An 18,035-nucleotide genomic window follows, 5' to 3' on the forward strand; every position below is an offset into this window, starting at 1 on the left:
TTTTGGTGATGCCAGACAACGTGACCGGCGTGCCTTGCGGTATGCGTGCAGGTGCGCTCATGCGGCGTCTCCTTGTTTTTTCTGATAAGCGGGGTGCCAGCGCAACCAGACACTTTCCAGCTGACGAGCCATAATATCGGCGAGTTTGCCGAGGATGGCATAAAGTACGATGGCGACGACCACAACATCAGTTTGCAAAAATTCGCGCGCATTCATCGCCAGATAGCCGATGCCTGAGTTAGCAGAAATGGTTTCGGCGACAATCAGCGTCAGCCACATGAAACCCAGCGCAAAGCGCACACCGACCATAATGGACGGCAGTGCGCCCGGTAAAACCACCTGAATAAACAGCGGAAAACCGGACAACCCGTAGCTGCGGGACATCTCCAGTAAACCACGGTCAATATTGCGGATGCCGTGATAGGTATTGAGATAAATCGGGAACAGCGTACCCAGTGCCACCAGGAAAATTTTGGCGGTTTCGTCGATGCCGAACCACAAAATCACCAGCGGGATCAGCGCCAGATGGGGAATGTTGCGCAGCATTTGCAGTGAACTGTCGAGCAGACGCTCGCCCCAGCGCGAGAGTCCGGTAATAAAGCCGAGCAGTAAACCCAGGCTGCCGCCAATGGCGAAACCGGTCAGCGCGCGAAACGTACTGATCTTCAGGTTTTGCCAAAGATCGCCGCTTTTCGCTAAGGTCCAGAAGGCTTCGACCACGGCGCTGGGCGCCGGAAGGATGCGGTTGGATAACCAGTCCGCTTCGACCGCCACCTGCCAGCCCCCGATCAGCACCACCGGCACAATCCACGGCAAAATACGGTGCAGCCAGCGTTGTGATGCGTTCATGTCCGTTCTCCTTAATGCTGACGGGTGACGCTTTTATTGGCAAAGTCGTGAGCGACCAGTTCACCACGCGGCAAAATGGCTTTCTTCACCACGCTCTCGTCTTCCGGTTTCGCCAGATCCAGATGCGGGAACAGCAGTTCGCTGACGCGGTACGCTTCCTCCAGATGCGGATAGCCGGAGAAAATAAAGGTGTCGATGCCCAGATCGGCATATTCCTGCATCCGCGCCGCAACGGTCGGACCGTCACCAACCAGCGCAGTGCCTGCACCGGTACGCACCAGACCAATACCGGCCCAAAGATTTGGATAAATTTCCAGTTTATTGCGATCGCCGCCGTGCAAAGCCGCCATGCGGTGCTGGCCGACGGAGTCGGTTTTGGCAAACGCTGCCTGTGCGCGTTGAATGGTTTCATCATCAACGTTTGCGATCAGCTTGTCGGCGGCGCGCCACGCTTCCTCATTGGTTTCGCGCACAATTACATGCAGACGAATGCCGAAACGCACTGTGCGGCCTTTTGCTGCGGCCTTCGCGCGCACCTGTTCGATTTTCTCTTTCACTAACGCCGGCGGCTCGCCCCAGGTCAGGTACAGTTCCACCTGTTCTGCGGCCAGATCCTGCGCTTCGTCAGAAGAACCGCCGAAATACAACGGCGGGCGAGGGTACTGAACCGGCGGGTGCATCAGGCTCGCGCCTTTCACCTGAATATGTTTGCCCTCGTAATCCACCGTTTCGCCTTCCAGCACACGACGCCAGATGCGGGTGAATTCTGCCGAGGCTTCATAACGTTCTTTGTGATTGAGGTGCAGCCCCTCGGCAGCCAGCTCGGCCGGATCGCCTCCGGTAACCAGATTAAACAGTGCCCGGCCGCCGGAAAGCCGGTCAAGCGTTGCCGCCTGACGGGCAGCCAGTGTCGGGGAAATAATGCCAGGACGCAGCGCCACCAGGAATTTCAGGCGTTGTGTGACAGAAATCAGTGAAGCAGCCACTAACCATGAGTCTTCGCAGGAACGGCCGGTCGGCAGTAATACGCCGCCGAAACCGAGGCGGTCAGCCGCTTGCGCAATTTGTTGCAAATAACCGTGATCAACGACGCGTGCACCTTCTTCCGTGCCTAAATAGCGACCGTCACCGTGGGTAGGTAAAAACCAGAATACGTTGAGACTCATAGGGTTACTCCTCTCTCGTTTGTTTCCGCTCGTGATGGCGGTTAAGTCGTCAGATAATTAATTAGCCTGAGCTGTTGGTTTCCAGATGCGGTCTTTGATCTCGACCTGCTTAGGCAAAATGTGATTCTCATAGAACAGATCGGCGGTTTGCTGCTGGCGCTTTTCTGTTTCAGCGCTGACCGGCGTAATCGGCAGATCCGGCAGATGATCCAGATATGACGCAACCACTTTTTCGGGCAGTCCCATCGACTGGGAAAGCAGTTTGATACTTTGCTCACGATCGGTTTTGGTCAGCGCATTCGCCTGCGTTAACACCGTCAGAACCTGTTGAATAAACTGCGGATTGGCTTCGGTATATTTCTTTGGGGCCAGATAGAACGAACCGGTCTGATGCAATGAGGAACCATCGGTCAGCACCCGGACCTTTCCCTGTACCTGTGCGGCAGAATAATAGGGATCCCAGATGGCCCAGGCATCAACGTCATGTTGCTGGAAGGCGGCGCGGGCATCGGCTGGTGTCAGGTATACCGGCTGAATATCACTGAGTTTTAGCCCGGCCTGTTGCAGGGCGCGGATCAGCAAATTATGCGAGCTTGAGCCTTTCTGAAACGCCACTTTGTGACCTTTCAGATCGGCGACGCTTTTGATCGGGCTGTTTTCATCAACCAGAATGACTTCGGCTTTCGGCTTCGGCGGTTCCGAACCGATATAGAGCAAATCGGCGCCCGCCGCCTGAGCGAACAGCGGGGGGAGATCACCGGTGCCGCCTAAATCGATACTGCCGACGTTAAGGGCTTCCAGAATTTGCGGCCCAGCCGGGAACTCAATCCAGGTGATTTTGGTATTCGGAAAACGTGTTTCCAGTAATTTGTGCGATTTTGCCAGCACCAGACCAACTGAGCCTTTCTGATAGGCGATGCGAAGTTGCTCCGGCGCCTTTTCGTCAGCCACCGCGTAACCGCTGAGGAGCAGGCTGGTGAGCAAGCTGGCGACCACCGGCAGACGGCGAAGAGACGATAAAGAGAACGAAAATGACGCAGTCATGGCGAATTCCTTTTTGTCAGACGCGCAGAACTTGCGCTGAAAGAGAGGCTGCGGGCGTGGCAACCGGACGGCGGCGGCTGAGTGCCAGATAGAAGTTTTCCAGCGATTCGTTAAGACGCTCGGCCAGTGCCGGGTCCAGCGTGGCCGGGAACGTTTGATAATCAGTGATCAGGCTGTCATCGGCGAAAACACCTTGCAGAACTTCCTGCGCTTTCAGCGAAGCGAGCACCGGTTTGAGTGCGTAATCCACCGCCAGCATGTGGCCGATGGAACCCGCCGTGGCCAGGGGCAGAACGACTTTGTGATCCAGTGCGCGTTCCGGCAGCATATCCAGCAGCGTTTTTAACGCACCTGAAAACGACGCTTTATAGACCGGCGTCGCGACAATCAAACCATCCGCACTAGCCAGCTCGGCAATCAGTTGTTTCAGCTGCGGGCTGGAGAAATTTGCAAACAGCAGGTCATCGGCAGAAAAATCCTGAAGGTTGTAGGTGAAGACCTCCACGCCACGGCTCGCCAGCCACTGGTGACTGAGCGCCAGCAGGGAAGAAGAGCGGGAGGGTTGTCGCGGGCTGCCTGCCAGAGTTATAACGCGCATCTCTATTCCTTATAACAAATAGTTATAGAACCATTATTTTCATTAACAAAGTGAAATTAACGTAACAGGCAGAGGCGGCGGAGCGGAAATCTCAATTTTGGCTATCAATAGTCGTAAAACGGATAAAGCGCCCTCAGCGGGAGGGGCACCCTGAGGCAGAAACGGAAGAAAACGTGAATCAGAAGTAAAGAAAAAGTAATCGTTTGCGCGCGTGGGCATTTATTACGGCAATTGGCCGGTTATCGTTTCCAATTGACCGGCGGTTAGTCGATAATACTGCCCCGTCTAGCCACCGGGAATCCAGGAGTCTCCATGTATTATCCTCTTATCAGGAAAGCACTGTTTCAGCTCAATCCAGAGCGCGCCCACGAGTTAACCTTTCGTCAGCTGAGCCGTATTTCCGGCACACCCCTTGAATTTTTGATCCGCCAGTCAGTACCGACGAAACCGGTGAACTGTATGGGGCTGTCTTTTAAAAACCCGCTAGGGCTGGCCGCCGGTCTTGATAAAGATGGCGAATGTATTGATGCGTTTGGTGCGATGGGCTTTGGATTTATTGAGGTCGGAACCGTGACTCCGCGTGCGCAGGACGGCAATGATAAACCGCGTTTATTCCGTATAGTGGAAGCGGAAGGCCTGATTAACCGCATGGGCTTTAATAACCACGGTGTTGATAATCTGGTCAATAACGTCAAAAAATCCCATTTTGGCGGCATCATTGGCATTAATATCGGTAAGAATAAAGATACGCCGGTCGAGCAGGGCAAAGACGATTATCTGACCTGTATGGAGAAGGTATATCCGTATGCGGGCTATATCGCCGTGAATATTTCATCCCCCAACACACCGGGATTACGTTCGCTGCAATACGGCGAAGCGCTGGATGATTTACTGGCAGCGATCAAGAATAAACAGCTCGAACTCCAACAGCGTCATCAGAAATATGTTCCTGTTGCCGTGAAGATCGCGCCCGATCTTTCTCAGGAAGAATTGATCCAAATAGCTGACAGTCTGGTGCGTCATAATATGGATGGCGTAATTGCGACTAACACCACGCTCGATCGTAAACTCGTTCAGGGGCTTAATTATTGTGAGCAGGTCGGTGGCCTCAGCGGGCGTCCGGTACAGCTTCGCAGTACAGAAATCATCCGCATGTTGTCGAATGAATTACAAGGCCGTCTGCCTATTATTGGCGTGGGCGGGATTGATTCATTAACCGCTGCGCGTGAAAAGATGGCTGCCGGGTCATCCTTAATTCAAATCTATTCCGGATTTATCTTCAAAGGCCCTGGTCTGATCAAAGATATTGTTACCCACATCTAATATTTTTCTTCCTCATGACGAGTCAGGGGTTTATTTATTAACCCGGCTCGTCTATATTTTGTCCACTGAGTTTAATTCAGGCTCAGGATTTGTCTGATTTCTTTTCATTATAAAAAAATCTATTCTTATCGGGATAGCAGGTAATGAAGTCAGATTGCGGGCATTGAGGGTGAACAGGATGACGAAATGAAAATCAAACCAGATGATAATTGGCGTTGGTATTTTGATGCTGAACATGACCGACTGATGTTGGATCTCGCCAATGGCATGATTTTCCGTTCCCGTTTTCCGGCTAAAATGCTCACGCCTGATGCTTTTGGCGAAATGACTTTTTGCGTCGATGATGCGGCGCTGTATTTCGATTTCGAAGAACAATGTAAACAGATTAAACTCGGGGCAGAGCAGCGCGCCGAATTAGTATTAAACGCTCTGGTCGCTTTTCGTTTTTTAAAGCCGCTGATGCCCAAGAGCTGGCATTTCAGTCAGCAGGTTCGTCCGTTCCAGCCGGGTAACGGCCAGCTTGCACACGTGCAGGTGATGGAAAGCGGCGAACAGGCCACGCTGCTGATTGTTGAATCAGGCGATAATGCGAGCTTGTGCTTACTGGCGCAGGAAAGGCTGACAGTGGCAGGGCGCGGCATGGTGCTCGGGGATGCGATTAAAATCATGCATGACCGGCTGATGCCCGCAACGATCAGAACCAGCAGCCGCGATGTGTATGACCAGGCGGTGTAATCCTTTATCAGCGACGCTCTGATAAAACCGCCTGTTCTTTCCGAACTCAAATTTCCCAATTCAAACAGTTCTAGCTGAGCACGATATCCGAGGCCGGAATACAACTGCACGCCAGAATCGTCCCGTCTTTACCTACCGCACTTTCTTTCAGCGGTGACACCTGCCCGTCTTTCAACGTCATTTTACAGGCTCCGCAAATTCCCGCCCTGCATGAATAAGGGATGCGTAACCCCTGTAACTCCAGCTGCTCGAGTAAAATCTGCTGATTGTTGCCGGTAAATTCGGTGCCCTGATAATTAATGGTCAGAGTCTGTGCGCTGTTTTTAGGTGCTTCAACACTTTCAATCACTTGACCCGCGCCGTAAGGGCGGGGCGGTTTAGTCGTCAGGATCTCCACGCTGTCACCAGCGCGGATCACGCCGGAATTGCGGGCAATCATGTTCTGACCGAAATCCACATCGCCGTCGCTGGCCGTACGGTAGCTTTGCAGGGTTTTCAGCGGCTCCCCGCCCGGATGTTTACGCCCTCGCTCAATACTGACGGTAGTGAAAATACAGCGGCTGCAAGGTTTCACCAGATCGAAGATCACTTCGCCGATACGGATCGTCTGCCACGTGTCCTCGGCGTAAGCTTCTGCGCCGCTCACAACGATATTAGGGCGGAACTGCTCCGTTCGGACGCCACCCGGACAGCGACGTTGTAAATCCTGCATCGAAGCTTCATTGATCAGTAAATACGGGAATCCGTCGGCAAACGAAAGCGGCACTTCAGGATGTTTTTTGACCCGGCGGGTCGGTTCGTCACCTACCCAGCGCAACTGAACATCACGCTTTAAATAACCACTCAACCAGCGATTTACCGGTTCTGGCGCGATGAGTGAGGTAAACTGATTGCCCCAGACTTCTGTCGGCTGATTCTGGCCGTTGAATTCACTGAATTTGACGCTGATGCTCTCACCTTCCGGCGGGACAATCATCAGGCCATCGGGTAACAGAACCGGGGTGAACAACACCAGATTCGGATACTGGCGGGCGGTAATAAACATGCCCTGAGGGTCGGTCAGCATAAACTGGCGATCAAACGCCAGACCCGTTGCGGTGACCAGCGAATGAGACACTTGCAGGCCACGCATGGATTTTATCGGGTGAACAAATAAACGTGAAAGAATGGGCACTTAACATCGCCTCTCTGATTTTCGATCTTAAAAGAGAACCAGAGACTTTATGACAAGCGCCCGGGATTAGCTATAATGCGCAACAATTTTATTTTTGGTGATATGTCGATATGAACTCTTTGTTTGCCAGCACGGCGCGTGGACTGGAAGAACTGTTAAAAAGCGAACTGGAAACGCTGGGTGCGCAAGCCTGCAAAGTTGTGCAGGGAGGGGTGCATTTTGAAGGTGACGATCGCCTGATGTATAAAAGCTTGCTGTGGAGCCGCCTGGCTTCGCGCATCCTGCTGCCTCTGAACGAATTTAAAGTCCACAGTGACTTAGATCTTTATCTTGGCGTGATGGCCATCGACTGGCCGGAAATTTTCAGCGTTGATAAAACCTTCGCGGTGCATTTCAGCGGCCTGAACGACGAAATCCGCAACAGTCAGTACGGTGCGCTGAAAGTGAAAGACGCCATCGTTGACAGCTTTACCCGCAAAATGGATGAACGTCCGAATGTGGCGAAGCAGTTGCCTGACATCCGCGTAAACGTATTTCTGCAACGTGATACCGCCAGCGTCGCGCTGGATCTGAGCGGCGAAGGCCTGCATCAGCGTGGCTACCGTGACCTTGCCGGTCAGGCACCGCTGAAAGAAAATCTGGCTGCCGCTATCGTGATGCGCTCCGGCTGGCAGTCGGGCACACCGATGCTGGATCCGATGTGTGGTTCAGGCACCTTGCTGATTGAAGCCGCAATGATCGCCGCCGATCGTGCGCCGGGTCTGCACCGTCCACACTGGGGTTTCACCGGGTGGAACAAATTCGATACCGAGCTGTGGCGTGAACTGACAACGGAAGCGCAGGTTCGTACCCGCCGCGCTGTGCAGGAAACGTCCTCTCGTTTCTTCGGTTCTGATATCGACCGCCGTGTGATCGAGATGGCGCGCTCCAACGCCCGTCGCGCCGGCGTGTCAGAAATTATCAGCTTCGAAGCGGCTGAAGTGGGCAAACTGGTTAATCCGTTGCCTGAAGGCCCGACCGGTACTGTTATCAGTAACCCGCCATACGGCGAGCGTCTGGAAAGTGAACCGGCGCTGATTGCCTTGCATAATCAGCTGGGCCGCATCATGAAGATGCAGTTTGGCGGCTGGCAGTTGTCCCTGTTCAGCGCATCGCCTGAGCTGCTGAGCTGTGTGCAGTTGCGCGCCGATCGCCAGTTCAAAGCGAAGAACGGACCGCTGGAATGCGTGCAGAAAAACTATCAGTTGTCGGAAAACCCAACCGGTGCTGCGGGCGTGCAGATGGCAGAAGACTATGCCAACCGTCTGCGTAAGAACGTCAAAAAGCTGGAAAAATGGGCCAAACAGCAGGGGATCGAATGCTATCGCCTGTATGACGCTGATTTGCCGGATTACAACGTGGCGGTTGACCGCTACGGCAGTAAAGTCGTGGTGCAGGAATATGCGCCACCAAAAACCGTGGATGCGCAAAAAGCCCGTCAGCGTCTGTTCGACGTGATCAACGCTACGCTTGCGGTGCTGGATGTTTCCTCCAGCCAGCTGGTGTTGAAAACCCGTGAACGTCAGAAGGGCACTAACCAGTATGAGAAACTGGCTCAAAAGGGTGAGTTCCAGCTGGTAGAAGAATTTAACGCTAAGCTGTGGGTGAACCTGACCGATTATCTCGACACAGGTCTGTTCCTCGATCACCGCATCGCGCGCAAAATGCTGGGCGAAATGAGTAACGGTAAAGACTTCCTGAACCTGTTTGCTTATACCGGAACGGCCAGTGTTCATGCAGGGCTGGGCGGCGCACGCAGTACGACTACCGTAGATATGTCCCGTACCTATCTTGAGTGGGCTGAGAAAAACCTGCGCGTTAATGGCCTGACCGGTCGTCAGCATCGTCTGATTCAGGCGGATTGCCTGTCCTATCTCGGCATGTGCGACGAACAGTTCGATGTGATCTTTATCGATCCGCCGACATTCTCAAACTCCAAACGTATGGCTGAAAGTTTCGACGTGCAGCGCGATCACCTTTCATTAATGAAAGATTTGAAGCGTATCCTGCGTCGCAACGGTACCATCATGTTCTCCAACAACAAGCGCGGCTTCCAGATGGATCTCGACGGACTGAGCAAACTGGGTCTGAGCGCGAAAGAAATCACCAGCCAAACCCTGTCACAGGATTTCGCCCGTAATCGTCAAATTCATAACTGCTGGCTGCTCTCTCACGCTGGCGAGGAAAAATAAAGTTTATGTCGTTAATTAGTATGTCAGGTGCCTGGCTGTCATTCAGTGACTCGCCGCTGTTGGATAACACCGAATTGCACATCGAGCCGAACGAGCGCGTGTGTCTGGTTGGACGTAACGGCGCCGGTAAATCGACGCTGATGAAAATTCTCAACCGTGAAGTGCCGCTGGATGACGGGCGCATCGTGTACGAGCAGGATTTGATTGTGGCGCGTCTGCAACAGGATCCGCCGCGTAACGTTGCCGGTACCGTATTCGATTTCGTCTCTGAAGGCGTCTTCGAGCAAGCCGAACATCTGAAGGCGTATCACGCTATTTCGCATCTGGTCGAAACCGATCCGAGCGAAAAGAACCTGAACAAACTGGCGCAGGTGATGGAGATCCTCGATCACCAGGGCCTGTGGCAGCTCGACAGCCGTATCAACGAAGTGCTCTTGAAACTGGGTCTGGATGCTGACACCGAACTGAAAGCGCTGTCTGGCGGCTGGCTGCGTAAAGCCGCGCTGGGACGTGCGCTGGTCAGCGCTCCCCAGATTTTGTTGCTCGATGAACCGACCAACCACCTGGATATCGAAAGTATCGCGTGGCTGGAAGAGTTCCTGAAAGAATTCCAGGGCAGCATAATCTTCATTTCCCATGACCGTTCTTTCATCCGCAATATGGCGACCCGCATTGTCGATCTCGACCGCGGCAAACTGGTTTCCTACCCGGGTAACTACGAAGCTTATCTGCTGGCGAAAGAAGAAGCGCTGCGCGTTGAAGAGCTGCAAAATGCCGAGTTTGATAAAAAACTGGCGCAGGAAGAAGTGTGGATCCGTCAGGGTATCAAAGCCCGACGTACCCGTAACGAAGGCCGCGTACGCGCCCTGAAAGCCCTGCGTAAAGAGCGCTCCGATCGCCGTGAAGTGATGGGCACCGCCAAGATGCAGGTGGTTGAAGCCGCAAGCTCCGGCAAGATCGTCTTTGAAATGGAAGACGTTAACTACAGCGTGGCCGGTAAACAACTGGTCAGCAACTTCTCGGCTCAGGTGATGCGCGGCGATAAAATTGCGCTGATCGGTCCGAACGGCTGTGGCAAAACGACGCTGCTGAAACTGATGTTAAGCCAGATTAAGGCTGACAGTGGCCGTGTTCACTGCGGTACCAAGCTGGAAGTGGCGTATTTCGATCAGCACCGTGCCGAGCTGGATCCTGAACGTACCGTGATGGATAACCTCGCGGAAGGTAAGCAGGAAGTGATGGTCAATGGCCGCTCACGCCATGTTCTGGGCTACCTGCAGGACTTCCTGTTCCATCCAAAACGTGCAATGACCCCGGTGAAAGCACTCTCGGGCGGCGAACGTAACCGTCTGCTGCTGGCAAAATTGTTCCTGCGCCCAAGCAATCTGTTGATTCTCGATGAACCAACCAATGACCTGGATGTGGAAACTCTCGAGCTGCTGGAAGAGATGATCGATTCCTATCAGGGCACCGTAATGCTGGTGAGCCATGACCGTGAATTTGTTGATAACTCGGCCACTGAATGCTGGATTTACGAAGGCAACGGCGTGATCAACAGCTATGTCGGCGGTTACCATGACGCGCAGCATCAACGCCGTCATCAGAAGCCAATTCGTCAGGTTGCGGCAGCTGAAAATAAAGCACCTGCACAGCCGAAAGCAGAACAGGCCAAACGCACGGCGAACAAGCTCAGCTATAATCAACAACGTGAGCTTGAACAATTGCCACTGCAAATCAGCACACTGGAAGAAAAAATTGAAGCACTGCAACAGCAGATGAGCGATGCGAATTTCTTCACACTTCCTCATGAAGAAACTCAGCAAGTGCTTGCGGCTTTCGCTGCTGCAGAGCAGGAGTTAGAGCAGGCGTTCGAACGTTGGGAAGCGCTGGAAGCGCAGAAAAACGGCTAACACTGCACGCTTATCGGCAACCGGCTATAGGGAATACCGGTTGCCGATATCTTTGGCCTTTCCGCTATTGAGGAGTCGCTTGTGTGTTCTGATGCCCATGGTCCGCACATCTTATGCCCCCAATGCGACATGCTGGTGGCAATACCTGGTTTGAATATCGGGCAAAAGGCCGTTTGTCCACGTTGCCATACGACGCTGACAACCCGCTGGAATGAGCCTCGCAGACGTCCTGTCGGTTACGCAATCAGCGCCTTGTTTATGCTGTTGCTCGCCAACCTTTTCCCCTTTGTGAATATGAACGTTGCCGGACTGAGCAGCGAAGTTACGCTGGTGCAAATCCCGCAGGTGCTGGTGTCAGAAGATTACGCCAGTATGGCGTCACTGTTTATGATCGTGGTGCAACTGCTCCCGGCCATCTGCATGGTGTCTATCATTATTCTCTATCAGGGCATAAACATCCCCGTTCACTGGAAAGTGAGTATCGCGCGTACCCTGTTCAGGCTGAAAAGCTGGTGCATGGTGGAGATATTTCTCGCCGGTGTTCTGGTCAGCTTCGTTAAGCTGATGGCCTACGGCGACGTTGGGGTCGGGACCAGTTTCATCCCCTATGTCCTGTTCTGTTTACTGCAACTACGCGCGTTCCAGTGCACTGACCGCTTCTGGTTATGGCAGCATATCGAGCCTGCTCCGGCGGTTGAACACCCTGTTCGCGTGGGCGAAAGCGGCCTGCGACAGGGGCTGCGTTCATGTCACTGCTGTATGGCGATTTTGCCCGTTGACCAAAAAGAGTGCGGCCGCTGCAAGAGCCAGGGCCATGCACGGCGTAAAAACAGCCTGCAATGGACGATGGCGCTTTTGGTCACCTCGGTTCTGCTCTATCTTCCGGCCAATCTGTTGCCGATCATGATCACTCAGGTGCTGGGAACTCCGATGCCTTCGACGATCATGGCCGGTGTGGTGCTGCTGTGGAGTGATGGTTCTTATCCGGTGGCGATGGTGATTTTTATCGCCAGTATCATGGTGCCGACGTTAAAAATGATCGCGATTGCCTGGCTGTGCTGGGATGCGAACAGCAATAAAGAAATTGACCGTGAAAGGTTGCATGTGATTTACGAACTTGTTGAATTTGTTGGCCGCTGGTCGATGATTGACGTGTTTGTGATTGCGGTACTTTCTGCACTGGTAAGAATGGGGCAGCTCATGAGTATTTATCCGGACATCGGCGCGCTGCTGTTTGCTGGCGTCGTCATCCTCACTATGTTCGCTGCAATGACGTTTGACCCAAGGCTCATTTGGGATCGTGCCGGAATGAAGTCTACAAAGGAGCCACAAGATGGCAGGAAATAACATGGCAGAGCATGACGGAACTGCCAAAGTAGAAAAGATTAAACGCTGGTCACCGGTGTGGATTGTCCCGATCGTTACTGCGCTGATCGGGGCATGGATCCTGTTTTATCATTACAGCCACCAGGGACCGGAAGTGACGCTGATCACCGCGACGGCCGAAGGCATTGAGGGCGGGAAAACCACCATCAAAAGCCGTAACGTGGACGTCGGCAAAGTTGAATCAGTCACCCTGAGCGATGACCTTCAGCAGGTGATTATCAAGGCGCGTCTTAACACCGGCATGGAAAAAATGCTGCACGATGACTCCGTCTTCTGGGTGGTGAAACCGCAAATTGGCCGTGAAGGCGTTTCTGGTTTGGGGACACTGTTATCCGGGGCTTATATTCAGCTTCAGCCGGGAAATAAAGGCGGCGAGAAAACGGAATATAAACTCGATGACTCCCCGCCACTGGCGTCACCGGATGCCAAAGGGATCCGTGTCGTCCTGGAAAGTGAACGCTCCGGTCAGCTAAGTCCGGGTGACCCGGTGCTGTTCCGTGGATTCCAGGTCGGTACAGTGGAAACCAGCCACTTCGATCCTAAAGCCCGCAATATCAAATATCAGCTGTTCATTCGTGCGCCTTACGACACGCTGGTATCCGACAATGTCCGCTTCTGGAAAGACAGCGGCGTGAATTTTGATATGTCTGCTGCCGGAATGCGTGTGGAAATGGGCTCTCTGACCACGCTGTTCAGCGGTGGCGTGAGTTTCGATATTCCTAATGGCTGGACGCAGGGGCAGGCGGCTAAAAACGGCGATAACTATCAGCTGTTTGACGACCAGAAAAGTATTCAGGAATCGCTGTATACCCGTCATATGGATTACGTGATGTTCTTCTCTGACTCCGTTCGCGGTCTGCAACCTGGCGCGCCGGTCGAATTCCGTGGCATACGTCTGGGGACAGTAGCAGAAGTTCCTTATCCGTTGAATGTGCTGAATCAGCAGATGTCCGACGATTATCGTATTCCGGTACTGATCCGCATTGAACCCGATCGCTTTGTTCAACTGCTCGGCAGTAACTTCAATATTGAAGATCACATTCGTGATGGCATTGCTCATGGTCTTCGTGCGTCGATGAAATCCGCTAACCTGCTGACGGGCTCGATGTACATCGATCTTGATTTCTATCCTAATGAGAAACCGTGGAAAGGGCCGCTGGAACTGGCCGGGCACAAACTGCTGCCAACGGTGAGCGGTGGGTTCGCGCAGATCCAGCAGAAACTCATTGCCACACTGGATAAAATCAACAATCTGCCTATCGAACCTATGATGCGTGAAGCCACCAGCACGCTGGCGGAAAGTCAGAAAACGATGCGGGCAACGCAGAAAACGATCGAATCTCTTAATGCGATCGTTGGCAGCAAAGAGATGAAGAATCTGCCGAAAGACATGCAGCAGACGCTAATCCAGCTGAACCGCAGTCTGAAAGGATTCCAGCCTGGTTCTCCGGCGTACGGCAATCTGGTGGGCGATATGCAAAGTCTGGACAAGACCTTGCGCGAGCTACAGCCAGTCCTGAAAACGCTGAACCAGAAAAGTAACGCTCTGATTTTCGCAGCCCCTGGGCAAGATGATCCTCAGCCGAAGAAGGCCAAATAATGAAAAAATGGATACCTGTCGTCTTAGCATTATTCCTGACTGCCTGTAACAGCAGTAATCAGAAGACCTACTACCAGCTGCCGTTGCTAAGCAGTACAACGGCCGCCGGTAGCGTAATGTCGTCCGGCATGACCGAGCAGCGTAAGCTGTGGGTAGAGCACGTGAGTGTCGCTGATTACCTGGCAGGTTCAGGGCTGGTGTATCAGACCAATGATGTGCAATACACGCTGACTCAAAATAACCTGTGGGCCAGCCCGCTGGATCAGCAGCTACAGCAGTCTCTGGTGACCTATCTGCGCCGTGATTTACCGGGGTATTTGGTTTCCGGTCAGCCCGCCAGCTCTGACGATCAGGACGTGTTGAACGTTAATGTCACCGGTTTCCATGGCCGGTACGATGGCATCGTGGTGGTGAGCGGTAGCTGGACGCTGAACCGAAACGGCCAGACAATTCAGCGTGATTTTGCGCTGAATCTGAAACAGGGTGAAGACGGTTATGACGCACTGGTCAGAACTCTGGCTACCGGCTGGCAGCAAGAAGCAAGCCAGATAGCGGCTCAGGTAAGATAAAAACTTTTTAAGCTTAATTTAATTTGAGCTAAATAATAAAAATCCCGGCTTCTGATTTTCAGATGCCGGGATTTTTTATTTGTGATCAGCCAGATGTGATTCTTAAGGCGCGATTCATTTGCGCGCAATCCGATAAAATATCTCACATTTATGACATTGGCGTGAATTTTGAGCATTGACCTCCTTGCTGATAGCCGCTATTTATTAGGGGTGGACGCAGAAGCGCACCACTGTTTTCTTTCCACCTGACCTGAATAATGAGGGATACAAGGCATGAAGAGACAAAAACGCGATCGCCTGGAACGGGCACAATCACGTGGATATCAAGCAGGTATTGGCGGGCGCTCAAAAGAGATTTGCCCCTACCAATCATTAGATGCCCGATCACATTGGCTCGGGGGGTGGCGACAAGCCATGGAGGTCAGGGCCGTAACCGCTTAAGCGGCGGCACTGGCAGAAAAAGGAACAACCTCCGCTACGCGCGGAGGTTTTCGTTTATGCGGGCAGTCATCACTGAGACGTTTATCTCACTCACAATTATCTCTTATCAGAGATCAGAGATAAATCAGGCATAAAAAAACGGCGGATCCGAAGACCCGCCGTTCTGTTAATTGCAGTATTTGCCGAATCAGAACGCCGCAGCGTCCTTGAACAAACCTACTTTCAGATCTGTTGCGGTATAGATTACGACACCGTCAACCAGCACTTCACCATCTGCAACGCCCATGATCAGTTTACGGTTGATCACGCGTTTGAAGTTCAGGCGATAAGTCACCACTTTAGCCGTAGGCAGAACCTGACCGGTGAATTTCACCTCGCCGACGCCCAGTGCGCGGCCTTTGCCTTCGCCACCGAGCCAGCCCAGATAGAAGCCCACTAACTGCCACATAGCGTCCAGACCCAGACAACCAGGCATCACCGGGTCACCGATGAAGTGACAACCGAAGAACCACAGGTCCGGATTGATATCCAGTTCAGCTTCTACATAGCCTTTGCCATGGGTGCCGCCATCTTCTTGCATCTTGACGATGCGATCCATCATCAGCATGTTGCCTGACGGTAACGGAGGACCGCCTGCGCCGAAGAGTTCACTGCGGCCGGAAGCTATGAGGTCTTCTTTCGTATAGGAATCGCGTTTATCTACCATGTTCTATGTAAGCCTTATTTTAATGAAGGACGAAGATTAGCTTACAGCTGTAAGCTGAACAACTCCGATCAGCTGCGACTGAACCAGTTCAACCAACGAAGAGGCCAGGGATAACGCGGGCCACCTTGCGATGTTGCCAGCGCAATGCGCTGCTGAATCAACCCCAACAAACTCGGACGTTCTTCTTCAACTTCACCTTCGTTTGAGTAAATCAGTCCGGTCAGGATAGGCAGCGCTTCGGCTGCGTTATCAACTGCCCATAAATGAAACTGGCCTTCGCGAACGGCGTCTATAACCTGCGGATGCAGGCACAAATTACGCACGTTGCTGGTGGGCAGAATGACCCCTTGTTTCCCGGTCAGACCACGGCGCTGACAAACTTCGAAGAAACCTTCGATTTTTTCATTTACGCCACCAATAGGTTGCACGTTCCCAAACTGATCAACAGAACCGGTCACAGCAATTTGCTGGTTGATCGGCTGCATTGAAAGCGCACTGACCAGTGCACAAAGTTCAGCCAGGGAGGCGCTGTCGCCGTCGACTTCTCCGTAAGATTGCTCAAACACAATAGACGCGGAGAAGGGCAGAGGCTGGTCGAGCTCCAGTTCAGAAATCAGAAAGGCCTGCATGATCATCATGCCTTTCGCATGAAGATTGCCGCCCAGTTCTGCTTTGCGCTCGACGTCAGTAAACTCACCGTCGCCGGTGTGTACGACACAACTAATACGTGAAGGTTCACCCAGTGCTCGCGGGTGGCCCGGATATTCAAGAACGGACAGACCATTGATCTGCCCGACAACTTCGCCATCGGTTTCGATGAGAATTTGCCCAAGTTCGATTTCATCCTGCATGCGTTCTTGTAAATAACTCTCACGCCATGCGCGGGAGCTGGTCGCAGCTTCAAATGCTTTCGCACTCAGCAATTCATCTTCATTGTAGAGCGCGGCTTCACTCAGCTGCGTGTTCAGCCAGACCGGATCCAGAATCAGGCTACCTTGATCGGTGCTCTGGCGAATCGCTATCTTCAGAAACTCTGGCCAGGCATCGGCGGCAAGACGCGGGACATCCAGCTCATCTGCCAGCGTATTGACGTAACCACACCAGGTTTCCATATCGCTGGTTTCAGTCAACGGCAGGTCGGCTTCAAATTCACCGTAGATGGAGGAATCCATCAGCTCAGGTTCCATGTCGCTGAGATCGCCAAGAGACAGGCGGTCACCCACCAGAATCAGGCGGATATCCAACGGCATTGGCGGAATGGTTGCCGGCAACGGGCGTGTTTCATCGGGAGAAACCCAGTGATATTGCCCTTCGGTAATCATCTGCTTGAGACGTAACCACATCAGAGGCTGCGCGAGCAGGCTGCGAATCGACAGAATCAGAACGCCACCGTTCAGATGATGGACCAATCCTGGTTCAAGCTGAATCTGGTCTTTATAGATCCGCACGCAGCCAAACAGCTGTTCCGGCTCAACCCACTCACGGTACTGACAGGTATATTTGGCTGCAAAGGCATCTTCTGCCGATTTTGCTGCCAGCAGCGTCACTTTATTGCCTTCGATGTGATAGCGGTTACCGGCAATTTCTTGCGGCTCAGGGAGCAGTTCGCTGACCACATTCGAGATACGTGACAGATACTCACGGTTTTCCTGTGCTTTAAGAACCATAAAGCGGGGGCGCGAGCGGGGATGACAAAACAGCGTTAAACCATTTTCCAGCCGAGGCTGAGTTCCAGCGAAATCGACAGGGGCTAACTGGGCAGCCGTTGCAAAGATTGCCTCATAAGGCGCGGAGTCGGGCAGTAAAAGCTGCCAGTCAAGTCGGTTATTGGTCAATGTGTTAGCTGTTTTCTATAAAAAGGGAAAGTGCGATTATACAAGAATAAACACGGCTGCATACAATGAGAGTCACCCCCAAATCCGAGTTAACGCACATTGCTGAACGGGTGCGCAAAAAACAAACAAATTGGCGGGTTTATTTGCAGTGAAAATTGAAATAAAACTGTTATGCTTAGTAAAGTTACGTGGTCACAGAAGAGTTCACGATGAAATATCAGCAACTGGAAAATCTCGAAAGCGGTTGGAAATGGAAGTATCTGGTGAAAAAACACCGGGAAGGTGAGCGGATCACCCGCCATTTAGAAAACAGCGCTGCGCATGAATCAGTGAATCAACTTCTTAGCCTGGAAAATGAACCGGTAAAGGTCATGGACTGGATTGCTAATAATATGAATCCGGCGCTGGAAAATCGTCTCAAGCAAACCATTCGCGCCCGCCGTAAACGCCATTTCAATGCTGAACATC

The 18,035-nt window shown here is 52.6% G+C and carries 15 protein-coding genes and 1 pseudogene; 9 read left to right on the forward strand and 7 right to left on the reverse strand.

Annotated features, from left to right (window positions below):
- Nucleotides 1-57: 57 nt before the first annotated feature.
- The 4 genes from ssuC to ssuE are packed head-to-tail and all read right to left on the reverse strand — an operon-like array spanning nt 58 to nt 3,657.
- The gene (gene ssuC, locus ED901_RS03290; protein ID WP_122094798.1) at nt 58-849 is read right to left on the reverse strand and encodes an aliphatic sulfonate ABC transporter permease SsuC; all 792 of its coding nucleotides are present in this window, start codon (nt 847-849) and stop codon (nt 58-60) included.
- Between the two features lie 11 nt (nt 850-860).
- Nucleotides 861-2,015 (reverse strand): FMNH2-dependent alkanesulfonate monooxygenase, encoded by a 1,155-nt coding sequence (gene ssuD, locus ED901_RS03295; protein ID WP_056769307.1) that lies wholly within the window; start codon nt 2,013-2,015, stop codon nt 861-863.
- Between the two features lie 57 nt (nt 2,016-2,072).
- On the reverse strand, nt 2,073-3,059 hold the full coding sequence (locus tag ED901_RS03300) for a sulfonate ABC transporter substrate-binding protein (protein ID WP_122094799.1): 987 nt from the start codon (nt 3,057-3,059) through the stop codon (nt 2,073-2,075).
- A 16-nt stretch (nt 3,060-3,075) separates the two neighbouring features.
- Nucleotides 3,076-3,657 carry an NADPH-dependent FMN reductase gene (gene ssuE / locus ED901_RS03305; RefSeq protein ID WP_122094800.1) on the reverse strand — a complete coding sequence of 194 codons (582 nt, stop codon included), beginning with the start codon at nt 3,655-3,657 and terminating at the stop codon, nt 3,076-3,078.
- A 312-nt stretch (nt 3,658-3,969) separates the two neighbouring features.
- On the opposite strand from ssuE, the gene pyrD reads away from it, so the two are divergent.
- On the forward strand, nt 3,970-4,980 hold the full coding sequence (gene pyrD / locus ED901_RS03310) for a quinone-dependent dihydroorotate dehydrogenase (RefSeq protein WP_122094801.1): 1,011 nt from the start codon (nt 3,970-3,972) through the stop codon (nt 4,978-4,980).
- A gap of 186 nt (nt 4,981-5,166) precedes the next feature.
- The gene (locus tag ED901_RS03315; RefSeq protein WP_122094802.1) at nt 5,167-5,715 is read left to right on the forward strand and encodes a cell division protein ZapC; all 549 of its coding nucleotides are present in this window, start codon (nt 5,167-5,169) and stop codon (nt 5,713-5,715) included.
- 70 nt (nt 5,716-5,785) lie between these two features.
- Here the strand turns inward: ED901_RS03315 and ED901_RS03320 are convergent, their stop codons facing one another.
- On the reverse strand, nt 5,786-6,889 hold the full coding sequence (locus ED901_RS03320) for a YcbX family protein (RefSeq protein ID WP_122094803.1): 1,104 nt from the start codon (nt 6,887-6,889) through the stop codon (nt 5,786-5,788).
- 110 nt (nt 6,890-6,999) lie between these two features.
- Between ED901_RS03320 and rlmKL the strand changes: the two genes are divergently transcribed.
- The 6 genes from rlmKL (at nt 7,000) to rmf (ending at nt 15,026) form a co-directional block, all read left to right on the forward strand.
- A complete protein-coding gene (rlmKL, locus tag ED901_RS03325; protein WP_122094804.1) occupies nt 7,000-9,120 on the forward strand; it encodes a bifunctional 23S rRNA (guanine(2069)-N(7))-methyltransferase RlmK/23S rRNA (guanine(2445)-N(2))-methyltransferase RlmL in 2,121 nt (706 codons plus the stop codon).
- 5 nt (nt 9,121-9,125) lie between these two features.
- A complete protein-coding gene (locus tag ED901_RS03330) occupies nt 9,126-11,030 on the forward strand; it encodes an ABC transporter ATP-binding protein (protein ID WP_056769319.1) in 1,905 nt (634 codons plus the stop codon).
- Nucleotides 11,031-11,111: 81 nt separating this feature from the next.
- The gene (pqiA, locus tag ED901_RS03335; RefSeq protein ID WP_122094805.1) at nt 11,112-12,377 is read left to right on the forward strand and encodes a membrane integrity-associated transporter subunit PqiA; all 1,266 of its coding nucleotides are present in this window, start codon (nt 11,112-11,114) and stop codon (nt 12,375-12,377) included.
- Nucleotides 12,364-14,016 (forward strand): intermembrane transport protein PqiB, encoded by a 1,653-nt coding sequence (pqiB, locus tag ED901_RS03340; RefSeq protein ID WP_122094807.1) that lies wholly within the window; start codon nt 12,364-12,366, stop codon nt 14,014-14,016. Before pqiA ends, pqiB begins: the two co-directional genes overlap by 14 nt.
- Nucleotides 14,016-14,585, forward strand: coding sequence for a membrane integrity-associated transporter subunit PqiC (gene pqiC / locus ED901_RS03345; protein ID WP_122094809.1), 570 nt, complete (start codon nt 14,016-14,018; stop codon nt 14,583-14,585). The genes pqiB and pqiC overlap by 1 nt, the downstream gene beginning before the upstream one ends.
- 273 nt (nt 14,586-14,858) lie before the next feature.
- The gene (gene rmf, locus ED901_RS03360; protein ID WP_072158021.1) at nt 14,859-15,026 is read left to right on the forward strand and encodes a ribosome modulation factor; all 168 of its coding nucleotides are present in this window, start codon (nt 14,859-14,861) and stop codon (nt 15,024-15,026) included.
- Nucleotides 15,027-15,213: 187 nt separating this feature from the next.
- Here rmf and fabA read toward each other — a convergent pair whose 3' ends face one another.
- Both fabA and ED901_RS03370 read right to left on the reverse strand, forming a co-directional pair.
- On the reverse strand, nt 15,214-15,732 hold the full coding sequence (fabA, locus tag ED901_RS03365) for a bifunctional 3-hydroxydecanoyl-ACP dehydratase/trans-2-decenoyl-ACP isomerase (RefSeq protein WP_056769330.1): 519 nt from the start codon (nt 15,730-15,732) through the stop codon (nt 15,214-15,216).
- Nucleotides 15,733-15,800: 68 nt separating this feature from the next.
- Entirely contained in the window at nt 15,801-17,567 is a 1,767-nt protein-coding gene (locus tag ED901_RS03370; RefSeq protein WP_122094813.1) for a Lon protease family protein, read from the reverse strand.
- 209 nt (nt 17,568-17,776) lie between these two features.
- On the opposite strand from ED901_RS03370, the pseudogene ED901_RS03375 reads away from it, so the two are divergent.
- Nucleotides 17,777-18,035, forward strand: a pseudogene (locus tag ED901_RS03375) (Ter macrodomain-binding protein MatP); the annotation flags it as partial.

Origin of the sequence: Rahnella sp. Larv3_ips (assembly GCF_003697865.1) — a bacterium.
GTDB lineage: Bacteria > Pseudomonadota > Gammaproteobacteria > Enterobacterales > Enterobacteriaceae > Rahnella > Rahnella rivi.

Coding starts and splice junctions, on each gene's coding strand:
- ssuD (WP_056769307.1), bottom strand. CDS start 2,015: ATGAGTCTCAACGTATTCTGGTTTTTACCTACCCACGGTGACGGTCGC.
- pyrD (WP_122094801.1), top strand. CDS start 3,970: ATGTATTATCCTCTTATCAGGAAAGCACTGTTTCAGCTCAATCCAGAG.
- ED901_RS03330 (WP_056769319.1), top strand. CDS start 9,126: ATGTCGTTAATTAGTATGTCAGGTGCCTGGCTGTCATTCAGTGACTCG.
- pqiC (WP_122094809.1), top strand. CDS start 14,016: ATGAAAAAATGGATACCTGTCGTCTTAGCATTATTCCTGACTGCCTGT.
- rlmKL (WP_122094804.1), top strand. CDS start 7,000: ATGAACTCTTTGTTTGCCAGCACGGCGCGTGGACTGGAAGAACTGTTA.
- ssuE (WP_122094800.1), bottom strand. CDS start 3,657: ATGCGCGTTATAACTCTGGCAGGCAGCCCGCGACAACCCTCCCGCTCT.
- ED901_RS03315 (WP_122094802.1), top strand. CDS start 5,167: ATGAAAATCAAACCAGATGATAATTGGCGTTGGTATTTTGATGCTGAA.
- fabA (WP_056769330.1), bottom strand. CDS start 15,732: ATGGTAGATAAACGCGATTCCTATACGAAAGAAGACCTCATAGCTTCC.
- ssuC (WP_122094798.1), bottom strand. CDS start 849: ATGAACGCATCACAACGCTGGCTGCACCGTATTTTGCCGTGGATTGTG.
- ED901_RS03300 (WP_122094799.1), bottom strand. CDS start 3,059: ATGACTGCGTCATTTTCGTTCTCTTTATCGTCTCTTCGCCGTCTGCCG.
- rmf (WP_072158021.1), top strand. CDS start 14,859: ATGAAGAGACAAAAACGCGATCGCCTGGAACGGGCACAATCACGTGGA.
- pqiB (WP_122094807.1), top strand. CDS start 12,364: ATGGCAGGAAATAACATGGCAGAGCATGACGGAACTGCCAAAGTAGAA.